The sequence below is a fragment of the Hahella sp. NBU794 genome, from assembly GCF_050749805.1.
Taxonomy (GTDB): domain Bacteria; phylum Pseudomonadota; class Gammaproteobacteria; order Pseudomonadales; family Oleiphilaceae; genus Hahella.
In genome coordinates, this window is the sequence record NZ_CP192738.1 from 2,264,884 (window position 1) to 2,280,322 (window position 15,439).

Genomic DNA, 15,439 nt, shown 5'->3' on the forward strand with positions numbered 1-15,439 from the left:
CGAGAGGGTTGAGGGTTAATCCTCAGGGACAGCGGGATTGATCCATGGGAAAGAGCGCCAATAGAACAATCCGCCGCCGGCCGGCGCTGTGCAGTTGTAGCGGAAGCGGCGGCCTTTGAACGGCGCTGCTCCGACGACGGTTACCTCGTTGTTATCGACTGCGCTATCGAGAAGGCCCTGTCCGCTGCCGTAGCATGTGACCTTTGCGTTCAACTCCGTGCTGAAGCGCAATTGCGGAGGATTGTTATCCGCAATCAGGATGTTCTGTGGCGATAGCATCTGTGCAGGCAGCGGCAATGTGCTCAGCTTTTCTTTTAACTGCGGAACGGAGCTGTAAGCGTTGGAGGCGGGAAAACGGGGCAGAGAGGTCCAATCGCTGTCAGGCCCGATAGGGCCGGAGTGCTGGCCTAATCCGACGTAACCCAATGAACTCACCAACTTTTGCAGTGACGCATCGTATTCGCCGTAAGGGTAGGCGAGTAGTTTGAGTGAGGCGCCAGTCTCTTCCTCGATTCTTTTTTCCGCTTGTTCGATGTTTTGCGTGATGCGCGCGCGCCAGGCGCTGGCGTCCTCATTGGTTTTGACTTCCACCATATGGATGTGGCCCACGCCATGGTTCGCCACCACGCCGCCGTGTTTCCCCATTTCTCGGGCCTGCTCCCAGGTAATGTGCGTGCTGCGGTGATTATCAAGCGCGTCCGGATTCAGGAAAATCGTGAATGGATAACCGCGTTCCTTCAATAGCGGGTATGCGGTTTCGTAGATGCTTTTGTAGCCATCATCAAAAGTCAGCGCGACCGTTTTCTCGGGAAGGTTGCCGCCTTCCTGAAGTGTGCGAACGATCTCCGCCAATGGCAGCACTTGGTAGCCATTATCGGCGATAAACTGCATGTGCTGGCGAAAGAGCTCCGGGGTGGTGGAGGTGCTGCGCGGGGTATCGTCGCTGATGTGATGGTATTGCAGTATGTATGCGCGGGCGGGACTTTCTTGAGCCTGAGCTGATGCGCAAAGCAAGACGCCAGCGGCGATTCCAAGCGCCTGAATCCGACGAGTAATTGATGTTGCGGTGAGAGAATAGCGTCCGTTATTCATAGTGAGTAATAAACCTTTAATACTTCATATGCTTCCGTGATGGCTTGAAACAACGCGGTGTCTCCGCCACGGTCCGGGTGATGTTCCATGGCGAGGCGGCGGTAGCGGGCCTTAATCTGTCCTGCGTCGCTATCTGGAGCGCATCCCAGGGTGTCCAGCGCGGACTGCTTTTGATGGGGGTGTACGTACATCAGCCAAAAATCCCTGATCAGCTTTTCCACGTCTGCGGCGCTGGTGTCGAATAGGTTTTTCGGATTGAGGTAGTATTCCGCCAAGGGGTCCGCCGCCACCGGCGCGTTGTGGTTGCTGTGAGCCTCCGCATCGTAGTGATAAAGGGTGATACGTACGGAGGTCATGGCGAGGACAAGATTATGTTCTTGTAACCATTTGTTTTTCAAGCGATAGAGTGTATGGAATGTCAAGAAGTGGGTCTGAAAAAGATCCAGTGGAGATTGCAGGCAGTTCTCTGAAAAAATGCTATGTGGCGGTGAGGTCAATTGTTTGATTAGGTCGTGTTCGGAAATCATTGCCGGGCCGGGGAGGAGAATCTCTGCGACGGCCTGTTCCAGTTTTTGCGTGAGATAGCGCCAACTGGTCGGTTCGCGGGAACCTTCCGTACCTGCAAGGGTCAAATCCTCTGGTATCTCTGGATGATCAAAACTCATGAGCGTAAGACTATTTTTAATCCTGATTTTTATGGGCTGGTTGTCGGGCGAAGCTGCCGCGGCGCCGAAGGCCGAGTATTGGGGCCTGTGGGACAAGGCCAATGAGCGAAACCCTGCTTTGCTAGATCATAGCACTTGGACCCATCTTCTGCAGACCCACCTTAGTGAGGATGGGGACGGCTTCGCCAGATTGTCGTACGGCAGCTTCACGACGGAAGAGAAGCGTCAGTTGGATAGCTACATTGCCTCACTGACGTCCGTTGATCCCCGCGAGTATTCCAAAAATACGCAAATGGCTTACTGGATCAACTTATACAACGCCCTGACTGTGCAGTTGGTGCTGCAACATTATCCGGTAGACAGTATTAAGAAGATTGGCGGCGGCTGGTTTCGTTTTGGCCCCTGGGACGATGTCATCACCCATGTGCAGGGACAGGCGCTGACCTTGAATGATATCGAGCACCGAATCCTGCGTCCTATCTGGAAAGACAAGCGCATTCACTATGCGGTCAACTGCGCCAGCCTCGGCTGCCCGAATCTCTATCCTGAAGCCTTTGAGCCCAATAGTCTGGAAGAACAGTTAAATAACGCCGCGCAAAACTTCATTCGCCACCCCAAAGGCGTTGCCTTCGTTAAAGACAGCCTGCGACTGTCCTCCATCTACGACTGGTATCAAAGCGACTTCGGCTCCCGGCAAGAACTCCTTGACCATCTCGCCAAGTATTCAGCGGAGCCGGAGAAAAGTCGCCTGGAAAACTATAAGGGCGGCATTGAATACGCCTATGATTGGAAGTTGAATGATGCGCAGTAGGGGAGACCTTGGTTGCCCGTAAATTCAACATTCATTGTTTACAGACTGAACAAAAACTGCACTGGCGTTAGACGGGGGGATTTAGGCTATAATGCGCACCCGTTAACCGGAGGTAGTGAGATATGACGGCGGCTTTTAAGTCAGAGATGGCGCAGCGCGATCGCTTGGAGTTGAACAAACTGAGAAAACTGCTGCGGCGTGAAGTCGGCAGGGCGATTGCTGATTTCAATATGATTGAGGATGGCGATAAAGTGATGTGCTGCCTCAGTGGCGGTAAAGATTCATATGCCATGCTGGACATCCTGTTGAATCTGAAAAAGCACGCGCCTATCAGCTTTGAGGTTATTGCGGTTAACCTGGACCAGAAACAACCCGGTTTTCCCGAGCATGTTCTGCCTGAGTATCTAAGCTCCCTGGGCGTTGAGTATCACGTCATTGAGCGCGACACATACAGTATCGTGAAAGATAAGATCCCTGAGGGTAAAACCACCTGCGGTCTGTGTTCACGTTTGCGTCGTGGGATTCTTTACGATTTCGCTGTCGAACATAAGTGCACCAAGATTGCGTTGGGGCACCACCGTGACGACATTATGGAAACGCTGTTTTTGAATATGTTCTACGGCGGAAAAATGCGCGCAATGCCTCCCAAACTGAAAAGCGATGACGGCCGCAATATCGTAATTCGTCCTCTGGCTTACTGCCGTGAAAAAGACATTGAGCGTTACGCTGGCCTGCGTGAGTTTCCAATTATTCCCTGCAACCTGTGCGGCTCTCAGGAAAATCTGCAGAGACAAAACATCAAAATGATGCTGCAGGACTGGGATAAGCGTTTTCCTGGACGTCTGGAAAACATGTTCCGCGCGGTACAAAACGTGCTGCCTTCGCATTTGTGCGACACCAGACTGTATGACTTCGACAAGTTGGAGCGATACAGTATGGAACCGGAAGAGTTCAACCAAATCAGCGTCCTTAACCTCTAAACAGACATAGAGCAGATGGGCCGAGTTCTTCGGCCCTTATCCGTCTGTATCATCCGCCGGAGAATCAAGCGTCATGACGCCTTTATCGCTAGCCATTCTCAGCATTGTTATCGGCATCTTTCCATTGTTGGTCGCCAGTATGGCGAAGGCGATAGCAAGCTCTCTGGGCGGAACCCTGAGCGAAGCGGATTGCGAGGGTTGCATGCTGTTCGGAAGAGACATCAGCCCGATTCTATACAGGATGTTCGTCTTCGCCTGGTTGAGTATGTTTACGCTTGGTTTGGGCATGCTCGGCGTCATGGGTTCTATTGCCTGGGCTTTGTTGAGTTAACCTTTTCGTCGGCAATGTCATTTATCCATTCTTCTCATGTTGTCCATTTCTATCTGGGCCACGGTCGTCACGATCTGCTTCCAATACTCGCGCCGCTCTAAATTAATATATCGTAATTCTTTGATTTAATTGACGGCTTTTATGTCTATCCGGCGCTTAGGTTGGCATGAAGAACAGCTTTTATTCGGCGCTTGCGCTGATATGTTTTTCCCCGCTGAGAAGCGGCCCAATCGGTTAGTTTTCTTATCCTATAGGCGTATCTCGACATACGCTCCTGCGCCGACCGCGGTTTTGCGAGTCGGCTTTTTTTGTCGCCTCTTTTATTGCTTCGACTTATCAGGCTCATAGTCTTTTCCTTTAGGCAAAACATTTTGCGAATGTGTCATACTCGTGCGCTCGAATTAAGCGAGCAGTATCAGGCTCCGCCTTTCGCTTATACGTCAACTGCCTGACAGAAAAAGGACCTGCTTATGTTAGCCAAATCCTATCCCTTCTATCTCGCCAACGAGCCTGTCGCAGATCCTCGCGGCTGGTTGCCGGTCGAAGACAAATATACTGGAGAAGAGTTCACCAAAGTTGGCCTGGCCGATCATGATGATATTGAAAAGGCTATCGCCGCTGCGGAAAAAGCGGTGGCTCCCATGCGCAGAATGCCTGGATACAAACGTCGCGACGTATTGCTGCATACCGTTGCGCGCCTGAAAGAGCGCTCGGAAGAGCTGGCTCAGGCGCTGGTGCGGGAAGCGGGCAAGCCGCTCAAGGACAGCCGTGGTGAAGTGGGGCGTTTGATCGAAACCTTTCAGATTGCCGCAGAAGAAGCTGTGCGCAATAACGGAGAATGGCTGGATCTGGCTTATTCCGCACGCAGCGAAGGCTATCAGGGAATGGTGCGCCAGTTCCCAATTGGCGTCTGTTCGTTTATCACTCCCTTTAACTTTCCCTTGAATCTGGTTGCGCACAAGGTGGCGCCAGCCATCGCCGCCGGTTGTCCATTTGTCCTCAAGCCAGCCAGTCTCACGCCGATTGGCGCGCTGATCCTGGCGGAAATTCTGGCTGAAACAGACCTTCCCAAAGGCGCTTTCTCCGTCGTGCCCTGTAAAAAGGACGACGCCATGGCGCTGATTTCTGATGAGCGCATCAAGCTGCTGAGCTTTACCGGCTCGCCGGCGGCGGGTTGGCCTATGAAAGCGAAGGCCGGCAAGAAAAAGGTTGTGCTGGAGCTGGGCGGCAACGCGGCCTGTATTGTGGAGCCGGAAACCGATCTGGATAAGGCGATTCCACGCGTCCTTTTCGGCGGTTATTACCAGTCTGGACAAAGCTGTGTCAGCGTTCAACGCGTGCTGGTGCAGGAATCTTTGTATGAGGACTTCAAACGTCGTCTGGTGGCGGAAGTGGAGACGCTGAAGACAGGCGACCCTAAAGATGAGGATACCTTTGTAGGTCCGCTGATCAGCCGCAAAGAAGCGGATCGTGTGGCCTCCTGGGTTAATGAAGCGGTAGAGGCGGGCGCTGAACTGCTGATCGGCGGCGAGCGCAGCGGCAATGTGATTACGCCTACGGTGCTGGCTAATACTCCGCGTCATTGCAGCGCTTATAACGAGGAAATCTTCGGGCCGGTGATCGTCCTGGAAGCTTACAAGACTTTCGATGACGCGCTGCAAGCCGTCAATAACAGCAAGTTCGGCCTGCAAACCGGCGTATTCACCCGTGACGTGGAGAACATGCAGAAAGCCTGGGAAGAGTTGGAAGTGGGCGGCGTCATTATCGGCGATGTGCCATCCTGGCGTGTGGATCACATGCCCTATGGCGGCGTGAAGGACAGCGGTATCGGTCGGGAAGGGGTGCGTTACGCCATGCAGGACATGAGCGAACCACGCTTGCTGGCGATCAAGCGTCAAAGCTGATTGTGTTGCGAGGGATTCAGGCGCAGCTATTGCGCCTGGATACGGAGTACGTGTGAAACCCTGTGGAGAACTGAATGAAAACAGAGCACGGGGGCGAGAAAGCCTCAGACCTATTTGTCAAAGCGCTGGAAAATGAAGGCGTCAAATATATCTTCGGCGTGCCCGGAGAAGAAAACCTGGACTTACTCGAGTCGCTGCGGGGTTCTTCCATCAAGCTGGTGCTGACCCGGCATGAACAGGCGGCGGCCTTTATGGCGGCCACCTATGGCCGGTTAACGGGGAAAACCGGCGTGTGTCTATCGACTTTGGGACCAGGCGCCACCAATTTGGTGACCGGGGCCGCCTACGCGAAACTGGGCGCTATGCCGTTGCTGATGGTGACGGGGCAGAAGCCGGTGAAGAAGTCCAAGCAGGGCTTGTTTCAGATTGTCGATGTCGTGGACATGATGCGTCCATTGACCAAGTTCACCCATCAGATCATCAACGTGAACACCATTCCTTCGAAAATCCGTGAGGCGTTTCGTCTGGCGGAAGAGGAAAGACCAGGGCCCGCGCACCTGGAGCTGCCGGAAGATATCGCTGAAGAAATATCCGACTCCGATGTCATGTTGTTTGAGTCCAGCCATAGCCGCCGTCCGGACGCCAATGATCTGAGCATTCAGCAGGCGCTGGAAATGATCCAGAACGCGAAGCACCCGCTGGTGCTGATTGGCGCGGGGGCGAACCGTAAACGAGTGTCGGAAGCGTTGTTGGGGTTTATTGAGAAGACTGGCATTCCGTTTTTTAACACCCAGATGGGCAAAGGCGTGGTGGATGAGCGTCATCCACTGTTTATGGGAACGGCGGCGTTGTCCGATGGCGACTATCTGCATTGCGCCATCGATTTCGCTGACTTGATCATCAATGTCGGCCATGACGTCATCGAAAAGCCGCCTTTCTTTATGGAGCCCGGCGGCAAGAAAGTCATTCACATCAACTTCAATTCCGCCAATGTGGACCGTGTGTATTTCCCCCAGTTGGAAGTAGTGGGAGATATCGCCAATTCGGTATCCAGACTGACGCAGTTGCTGGAGCCGGTGAATACTCACGACTTTGAATACTTCCAGCGGGTTAAGGAAGAAGTTGAGAAACAGCTATGCGAAGGCTCTGAGGACAACCGTTTTCCGATCATTCCGCAACGGCTGGTGGCGGATGTGCGCAAGGTGATGCCTGACGATGGCGTGATCGCTCTGGATAACGGCATGTATAAGATCTGGTTCGCTCGCAACTACAAGGCGCACATGAATAATACGGTGTTGCTGGACAACGCCCTCGCCACTATGGGAGCGGGATTGCCCAGCGCTATCGCGGCGGCCATGCTGCATCCCGAATTGCAGGTGATGGCGATTTGCGGCGATGGCGGGTTCATGATGAACAGCCAGGAAATGGAAACGGCGGTGCGTCTGGGATTGAATCTGGTGGTGTTGATCGTTAACGACAGCGCCTACGGTATGATTCGCTGGAAGCAGGAGCAGGGCGGTTTCCATGATTGGGGACTGAGCTACGGCAATCCTGACTTCGTTAAATACGCGCAAGCCTATGGCGCTTCTGGACACCGCGTGCAACGCGCGGAAGACCTGTCGCCCACCATTAGACAGGCTTTCGCTGCGGGAGGCGTACACCTGATTGACGTGCCGGTGGACTATTCGGAGAACCGTCGTGTGTTGACGGAGGAACTGGCCAGCAGAGTCTGTCTGGTCTGACCGCGAACCGTTGTTTTCCCTCTTCGGTCCCGAGCCGCCATGGCCGGGACCTGCTTCCACGGGTTTGAAGCTACGCCATCTATAGCCTATAAAATATTCAGGCGAATACCTTATGTGGAAGGACCCCGTCCAACATTATGGCCAAATCCCATGCCGTCGGGACCCTGTTTTATAACCTGCTTACCGCGCTGGCGTATTTTGTCACGGGTAGAATTGGTTTATGGCTGACCACGGACAGCACCTATGTCACCGCTATCTGGATACCTTCCGGCATCGCGCTCGCGGCGGTGCTGCTGGGCGGCTATCGGCTTTGCGCAGGCGTTTTTCTTGGGTCTCTGATCAATAACCTGAGCGTAACTCAGGGTTTCCCCGATGCGGAAATCTGGCCCTGGCAACTGTTCACCTTTGTCGCCATTGGAGCTGGCGCCGCCCTGCAGTCCTGTTTGGGGCGTTATTTAGTTATTCGCTTCGCGAACTATCCCGGTCGTCTGGCGGAGCTCCCCGAGATCATTCGCTTCCTGTTTTTCGCCGGTCCGGCGAGCTGTCTGTCCAACGCCTTAATCGGTTGCAGCAGTCTGTTGCTGGCGGGATTTATACCCGCGGAAAATTACGCCCGCTCCCTCGGTGTCTGGTGGATTGGCGACACCATTGGAGTGGTGGTTTTTACCCCGCTGATATTGGTGTGGGGGTTGCAGCCTCGCGAGTCATGGAAAAAACGACGTTGGGCGGTGACATTCTCTTTGCTCGGAACTTTCTTTCTCGCGACGGTCGCGTTTTTGTATGCGAAATCCTGGGAGGAGAGCAGCTTACGACTGCGTTTCTTCAGTGAGGCTCAGGGCTATTCCGCCGCACTCAATCAGAGCCTGGAGGCTCACCTGGATGTCGCCCGGGCGATAGAAAGAAACCTTCCCGCCAATGCCACAATCGATCGAAGCGGCTTTGAGAAGGCGGTGTTCTGGGCGTTGGAGCGTTACCCGGGGTTCCAGGCCATGTCCTGGAATCCCTATATACGCAGCTATGAACGGGAGGAGTTTGAAGCCGGGCTGTTAGACGACTACGACGTCGATATGGGAATCGTGACTCGGCTGGACGGTGAACTGCAGCGCTCGCCGGAAAAGCCGATTTATCTTCCTGTGCGTTTTATCTTTCCCTTAGAGAGTAACCGTGGCGCGCTTGGGTTTGATGTGTCTTCCAATCCCTCCCGTCTGAGCGCGATCGCCGAAGCCAGGGATTCAAGAAAACCGGTGATGACCGGCCCTATACACCTGGTGCAACAGTCTTTGGACAATATGGGCGCTCTGGTGTTTTACCCGCATTTTCTCAGTGGCGGACACGGCGAGGGCTCAATGCCATCGTTGGCTCCGGGTGCTGAGGAGAGAGACGGGGAGGGAGCGGAAGACTCGGATTATCCAGAAGGTTTTTTGGTGGCGGTGTTTCGCATTCACTCGTTGCTGAAGCACTTTACTGAGCGGCTGAATATGGATGGCTACCACATTACGCTTGCCGACATTACAGAGCAGCGCTACCTGATGCATGAAATGACGATCGATAACGGCAAGGTCAGTATGTCCCCGGACATCTCTGAGGAAGAGGTCAATAGCCGTCCTTATCGCTGGGAGCATAAATTCGCCGTTCTCAACAGAGAATGGGATCTGGATATTGCTCCCACCAAGAGCAATATTGCTGCGAACACCTCCATCAACGCCTGGATTGTCTATGTGTTGGGGCTGTTGTTCACTGGCGTCAGCGGCATGGTATCGCTGTTCTTCAGTGGTCGAACGCTGGCTTTGGAAACCTTGGTTGGCGAACGGACGGCGGAGTTGAGGCACAGTGAGCAACGCCTGCGCGCCATTTATGAACATACGCCGGATGGACTGCTGACGGTGACGGAAGATGGAAGCATCACGGCGGTGAATCCGGCGGTGGAGAGTTTGTTTGGATACGCCTGTTCCGATTTCGCCGGTCTGAATATTCGGGTTCTGATTCCGGATTTTCATGCGGCTACAGCTGAGACAAATCAAGAGTCCGCTGCTCTGGATGCAGGGCCGGGATACTTGCAGGGCATTCGCCGCAATGGGCAGGACTTCCCTCTAGAGCTGCAAACGGTGTGTCTGTCCCAGACGCCGCCAGCCTCTTATCTTTGCATCGTGCGTGATGTGACCGAGAGGGCGGAGGCGGAGCGCATCAAAGACGAGTTTATTTCCACCATCAGTCATGAGTTGCGGACGCCCTTGACTGCTATAAACGGTTCACTGACGTTGCTGGACGCCAAGATCGCCTTGGCTGCGCCGGACAAGCATGCGCATATGATTGAGATTGCGCGGCGCAATACGGATCGCTTGCTTAATCTGGTTAATGCGATTCTGGACCTGAAAAAAATGGCGTCTGGAGAGATGACGTTGCAGCTCAGTCACTTCAATCTGGCGCAACTTGTCAGTGATGTCTTGGCGCTCAATCAGGGACTGACTCATAACGCCGACGTCAGCTTTACCCTGCAGATTCCTTCTGACAACGCGGTAGTGGTGGAGGCGGATGAAGAACGTCTGACTCAGGTGCTGACGAATCTGATATCCAACGCCGCCAAATTCTCGCCTCCGCATTCAGAAATCGCGGTTGCAATTACGCTGGAAAACGGCGAGGCGCGGGTTTCCGTCACAGATAAAGGGCCTGGCGTACCGCCGGAATTTCAAAACCGCATATTCGGTCGCTTCGCGCAGGCCGATTCCTCCAACACTCGCAACAAAAGCGGCACCGGCCTTGGCCTTAATATTTCCAAAGCCATCATCGAAAGGCATGGGGGCAAGATCGGCTTCCACAATAATCCTGGCGGGGGCTGTACCTTCTATTTTGAGATGCCGGTGCTTGCTTGAACTAAACGGCGAGTCGTTCAGTTTACAAGTTATCGCTAGATCCGCTTACCGCCTGGAGACGGTAGCGTCAAGAAAGCTGAATTTGCGCTTGATAACCGATAACATGCAACCAATTTGTTAAGCGCGTCGTCAGTCATGGCAGGCAAAGGGCGCGCTGTTACTCAATTGGGAAGCGCAGGCGCTATGGCTATCAAATTTACTACCTCGACAATTACGAACGGCGTGAAAGGCGCCGTGCAGTCCTCCAAGGAGGCGCTGTCCAATCTGATGTCATCGGTGGATGAGCAGTATCAGCGTGTGAAGGAAAGCGTTGGTAAGCTGCAGTTATTTTCCTCAAGCCAGACCGCTGCGTCCTTGTATGAGAATGTGGATGAGAAGCACTACTTTATTGTTCCTTTCCGTCTTGCGGAGCAGGGTTATGTATTGCACACCATGCGCGTGTTGCCGCCGGGCGTTCCACCGCTTAACAGTCTTCCCAAAAAGCGTATCTTCCACGCGCCGTCGAACTGCTCCCGAGAAATGATTCAGCACTTGATTGTAGAGCCTATGCTCGCGGAAGCGCCTCCACCCGAGGACGGTAGCGCGTTTGGCCAATATCTGAAAGAGGTGGCGAACAATATCGACCGGGTAGAAAACAAAGTGACAGGCGGCCTGCTGTTGGTGGGAGGTTTGGTTGCGATGATCAATCCGGTGACGGCGGCGGCTATCGCCGGACACGCCTTGCTGCCCACTCTGGCTAAATACGGACTGAACAGCGCAGGCAAGAAACTCAATGCGTTGAACGCCGAAAAAGAGGTTGAGCTGGCGCGGGCGAAACTGTTAAAGGAATTCAGTGAAAGTGGGGTGGAGTATGTGGAGAATCCGATACTGACGGAGCTTGTCCTGGCGCTATCGACCTCGGCTGAAGAGCATGATCCGGCGACCTTTGATCTCCAGCAACATCACTTCAATAACCGCGACAACGCCAAGCTTATCCATCTGACATGCGCATGTATTTACGATGTTTACGCAGATCTGCTCAAGACCAGGCGCAAATGGCGCGACGCCGGACTCGGCGCGGAAGATATTCAATGGATCAATCAATTGGGGCTGGAGGCGGACCACTATCGGTCCCTGATCAAGTCAAAGGGAATGCTTGACTGGAAAGCCTCCAAGCAGCGCCTGATGACGCGCTTGAGCGACATGGGGCTCAACGAGACCAGAGCGTTAGTCGGGGAGATAGACCATCTTATCGATTATCTGCTGCCCTACATTAGTCGCCAGTCTGTCTTTCAGGATGACAAGCATGACTTCCAGAAACTGGTGTTTTCCTGGTTGCCGGAATACATCAATTACTTTTTGAGCATGCCCACAGACAAACTGCTCGAAAAAGAGGGCGATGCGGAATCACTGGCGGACCGCTTCATCGCTGAGATCACGCTCCTGCAGGTTAAATTGAAAGAAATGTCCGCTTCCGTTTATCTCAACAAGTCGACATCAATGGTCAATCTGGGCGATTTCTTCAGATATAAGTTTGATCGCTCGGGCTCGATCGCCATGGACAGCGAGAAAGAGCGCGGCTGAGGAGTTGATGCCTCTTATTATAAATATTGCCTGGGATACTTTGATGGGGTAGTCCTGCTGGAGATAGAGTGGTTTAGTTAAAAATTTCATCCCTATGGCTGGTGTAGGCGCCACTCCCGATGAGATAGAATTTATGCGGCTTCTAGTGCTGGGCGCCCATCATTCGGGCGTTACGCGCTTAATATGTCGTTGCACTTGATACCGTGGAATCAGTGCGGAGTCAAGGCTATTTTGGCTTGGTAAATAGTCAGGGCGCAGAGGGATGAACTTTCTTGAAGCTTCTCCATTTTATATCTTCTGTGTATGCCGTTTCACCAAAGTCAGCGTCCAAAAATCCGTAAAAAAATCAGGTATTACTGACGGCTTTCAGTTTGTTTTGACGCTCTGTTTGTAATGGTTGATAAGTGATCGGCCCTTGATTTATGCAAGATGGGCGGCGGTCATATAGAATTGCAGAAAACCGAATTTGAACTTGGCCTCTAATCAATCAAAATGAGGCGACAAAAAATTAATCATGCTGATGGAAGGGTTAGACCATGGCGGGACCGAAGCAAGATAAACAGCTCCTGACGATTAAGTCTCCGTTAGGGGCGGATGTGCTTGTAATGAAAAAACTCAAGGTAACGGAATGCCTGTCAGAGCCGTTTGAAACGACTGCGACGGTCTGGAGTACAGATTACAACATTGATCCAAACGCTATCGTTGGTAAAGAAGTTACCATCAGCGTGCATGCGGACCCTAGTAAACCCAGGCACTTTTCGGGCATCGTAACCCAGATGTCAGCACACCAGATTGAAGAGAACCATTATAGAGAATACAGGCTCAAGATGGTTCCGTGGTTTTCCCTGCTCAAGTATCGTCGTGACTGTCGGATCTTTCAGGAACTGACCGTTCAAAAAATTATTGATAAAGTCTTTAGTGAATTAGGTTTTTCAGATGTTAGCTGGCGCTTGCAAAAAACATATGAAAACCGGGTTTATTGCGTGCAATATCGTGAGACCGATTTCGACTTCGTCTCACGCTTGTTGGAGGAAGAGGGGATCTATTACTACTTCCAGCACGAAGAAGGCAAGCATACGCTGGTGCTTAGCGATAACGCCAAAGGATATGAATCGGTATCCGAGTCCTCTTTGGATGTCACCGACGGCGCTCACACGAAATTCAAAATCAGCAGCTGGGAGCATGCGTACCAGCTTGTCAGCGGAAAAGTTTCTCTAACGGATTATAACTTCGAAACCCCCGCCACCAGTTTGGCGGTTTTTCAGGGTACTAAGGTCAAGCTGCCTAATATCAGTAAGTTTGAAGTTTATGATTACCCTGGCGAGTATGCGCAGAAAGGGGAGGGCGATGGTTACGCCAAGACCCGTATGGAAACATTGGAGAGCGGCTATTCACTGGTTAATGCGGAAAGCAATTATCCTTCGATGTGCTCAGGTTATATCTTTACGGTAGGGGTCCATCCTGACTCGAAGGAAAGTAAAGAAAAGTATGTTGTCGCCAGCGTGACGCATAACGCGGAAGAGGGGAGTTATCGAGCTGGCGTTGAATCCGCGCCGCATTACTCCAACTCATTTCAATGCGCTCCCAGCTCAACAATTATGCGTCCAACCATAAAGACGCCAAAGCCTGTAATAAGCGGTACACAAACGGCATTGGTAGTTGGTCCGTCAGCTGATGAGATTTATACGGATGAATTTGGCCGTATCAAAGTCCAGTTTTATTGGGACCGCTTGGGCAAGAAAGACGACAAGAGTTCCTGCTGGATTCGTGTTGCGCAGATATGGAGCGGTAAAAACTGGGGTGCGCAGTATATTCCGAGAATCGGCCAAGAAGTGGTGATCTCCTTCCTTGAAGGGGACCCGGATCGACCCCTGATTATCGGGAGCGTATACAATGCGGAGCAAATGCCTCCCTACGAATTGCCAGCGAAAAAGACCCATACCGGCGTTAAGTCACGTTCTTCCAAGGGCGGTGGGACGGAAGACTATAACGAAATTATGCTCATTGACGAAAAAGGCGAAGAGCTGATTCGTGTCCACGCTCAAAAAGACAGAGACATTACGGTTGAAAACGACGATACAGAAAGCGTCGGAAATAACCAGTCCATCAGTGTTGTTAAGAATCAGACTGAGGAAGTTGGCGAAAACCGTACTATCAATATCGGTAAAAACGACAGCCTGACTGTTGGTGAAAATCAGAGCATTGATATCGGTAAAAACAAAGATGAAGTCATTGGTGAAAACTCATCGCTGAATGTCGGCAAAAATGTAACGGTTGAGATTGGTAAGGACCGTACTGAGTCGATTAAAGGCAAACACACTGAGTCCATTACCAAAGAGTACTCGGTTGACGCCAAGAGTGTTCAGATCACGGCTAAAGACGAGATTACCTTGCAGGTGGGTAAAGCCAGCATCACCATGAAAAAGAATGGCGATATCACTATCAACGGAAATAAGATAAATACCAAAGCCTCGGGCGTGATTACCATGAAAGGTAGCCAGATCAAGGAAAACTAATCCGGTAATCTTCTGTATTTGTTCTGTTCATGATCGCGCTCCTTATAGGGGCGCGATTTTTTTGAGCCTTATATCTCCCCGATATACGCGGCTGATCTCCCCCCTTATTCTTTTTCTGACTTAGGCTCGCCAGAGGGCTTGGTTGTAGTTGTCTTTTCGTTGTGAGGAGGATGTGTCTCTTCCGACGTTGGTTTCTCCGTCTGTCTGGCGTCTTTATTCGGTTTGCTGAGCTGCTCGTTTTCGGCGACAAAGTGCAGGCCCATTTCAAATGCCTTTTGAGTAAACTCCAGCACTTTGTCAAAACCTTCATCGGATAGCTGACGCGCTGCGTCATGGCGGCGATAGATGTTTATAAATTTGCGCTCACGCTCATACTGCAGCGGAAGTCGACCCAGCCCCCAGTCATTGAGGATGCGCCACAACTCCGGGTTATAGGTGCGTGTATATTTGAGGATAAAAGGGACGGGATCATTGCGGGCCAGTAGAGCCGCCAGGCGAAGAATGAGTTCGAATGAAATCGTCGCCGTACCATTTTCGACCGCTTCCCACAGGCTTTTGTCTTTTAGGCTTAATGAATCACTGAGTTCATGGATAGTGAGGCCTGCAACTTCACGTAAGTCTTTCAGAGACTGCCCTGCGGCGGCCATAAGCTTCAACTGGTCCTGATTTTTCAGGATGGTTTTGCCGACGCGAATGGAGCTACCGGTGGTTAACTTGGCGATTTTCAGAGCGGAGGAGGTTAATTCACTGATGCGGTTAAACCAGCCGCTTTCATCACCTTTGGCGGTGGCGGTTTTGGCTTTTGTTGAAGGCTTGTGCGTTGCAGGCATTGAGGCGCTGTCCTTGGCGTCTGTCCTGGCTGGTGAAGCGCCGGACTTCTTGGGAATGTCTCCAGACATAAGATGACCTGCAACGATGAATATCTTGTTGCACTGTCGATTAAAAAGTGAATGAAGTCAATGACG

11 protein-coding genes are annotated in these 15,439 nt (G+C 52.2%); 8 read left to right on the top strand and 3 right to left on the bottom strand.

Annotation, left to right across the window (positions count from 1 at the left end; all coding sequences use genetic code 11):
* Positions 1 to 15 precede the first annotated feature (15 nt).
* A complete protein-coding gene (locus ACQYWX_RS10185; protein WP_431688676.1) occupies positions 16 to 1,092 on the bottom strand; it encodes a polysaccharide deacetylase family protein in 1,077 nt (358 codons plus the stop codon).
* Complete coding sequence (locus tag ACQYWX_RS10190) at positions 1,089 to 1,757, bottom strand: DNA-J related domain-containing protein (protein WP_431688677.1); 669 nt, start codon at positions 1,755 to 1,757, stop codon at positions 1,089 to 1,091. Before ACQYWX_RS10190 ends, ACQYWX_RS10185 begins: the two co-directional genes overlap by 4 nt.
* Between ACQYWX_RS10190 and ACQYWX_RS10195 the strand changes: the two genes are divergently transcribed.
* The 8 genes from ACQYWX_RS10195 to tssI all read left to right on the top strand — a co-directional run bounded on the left by ACQYWX_RS10195 (position 1,756) and on the right by tssI (position 14,474).
* Positions 1,756 to 2,568 carry a DUF547 domain-containing protein gene (locus ACQYWX_RS10195; RefSeq protein ID WP_431688678.1) on the top strand — a complete coding sequence of 271 codons (813 nt, stop codon included), beginning with the start codon at positions 1,756 to 1,758 and terminating at the stop codon, positions 2,566 to 2,568. The genes ACQYWX_RS10190 and ACQYWX_RS10195 overlap by 2 nt on opposite strands.
* A gap of 122 nt (positions 2,569 to 2,690) precedes the next feature.
* The gene (gene ttcA / locus ACQYWX_RS10200; protein WP_216739023.1) at positions 2,691 to 3,548 is read left to right on the top strand and encodes a tRNA 2-thiocytidine(32) synthetase TtcA; all 858 of its coding nucleotides are present in this window, start codon (positions 2,691 to 2,693) and stop codon (positions 3,546 to 3,548) included.
* Positions 3,549 to 3,621: 73 nt separating this feature from the next.
* Positions 3,622 to 3,879 (top strand): hypothetical protein, encoded by a 258-nt coding sequence (locus tag ACQYWX_RS10205; RefSeq protein WP_216739022.1) that lies wholly within the window; start codon positions 3,622 to 3,624, stop codon positions 3,877 to 3,879.
* A gap of 470 nt (positions 3,880 to 4,349) precedes the next feature.
* On the top strand, positions 4,350 to 5,783 hold the full coding sequence (locus tag ACQYWX_RS10210) for an aldehyde dehydrogenase family protein (protein WP_279502094.1): 1,434 nt from the start codon (positions 4,350 to 4,352) through the stop codon (positions 5,781 to 5,783).
* Positions 5,784 to 5,857: 74 nt separating this feature from the next.
* Positions 5,858 to 7,525 (top strand): acetolactate synthase large subunit, encoded by a 1,668-nt coding sequence (locus ACQYWX_RS10215; protein WP_431688679.1) that lies wholly within the window; start codon positions 5,858 to 5,860, stop codon positions 7,523 to 7,525.
* Positions 7,526 to 7,662: 137 nt separating this feature from the next.
* On the top strand, positions 7,663 to 10,395 hold the full coding sequence (locus ACQYWX_RS10220) for an ATP-binding protein (protein WP_431688680.1): 2,733 nt from the start codon (positions 7,663 to 7,665) through the stop codon (positions 10,393 to 10,395).
* A gap of 183 nt (positions 10,396 to 10,578) precedes the next feature.
* On the top strand, positions 10,579 to 11,958 hold the full coding sequence (locus ACQYWX_RS10225) for a hypothetical protein (RefSeq protein WP_431688681.1): 1,380 nt from the start codon (positions 10,579 to 10,581) through the stop codon (positions 11,956 to 11,958).
* 536 nt (positions 11,959 to 12,494) lie between these two features.
* On the top strand, positions 12,495 to 14,474 hold the full coding sequence (tssI, locus tag ACQYWX_RS10230) for a type VI secretion system tip protein TssI/VgrG (protein WP_431688682.1): 1,980 nt from the start codon (positions 12,495 to 12,497) through the stop codon (positions 14,472 to 14,474).
* 104 nt (positions 14,475 to 14,578) lie between these two features.
* Here tssI and ACQYWX_RS10235 read toward each other — a convergent pair whose 3' ends face one another.
* A complete protein-coding gene (locus ACQYWX_RS10235; RefSeq protein ID WP_431688683.1) occupies positions 14,579 to 15,373 on the bottom strand; it encodes an XRE family transcriptional regulator in 795 nt (264 codons plus the stop codon).
* Positions 15,374 to 15,439 lie beyond the last annotated feature (66 nt).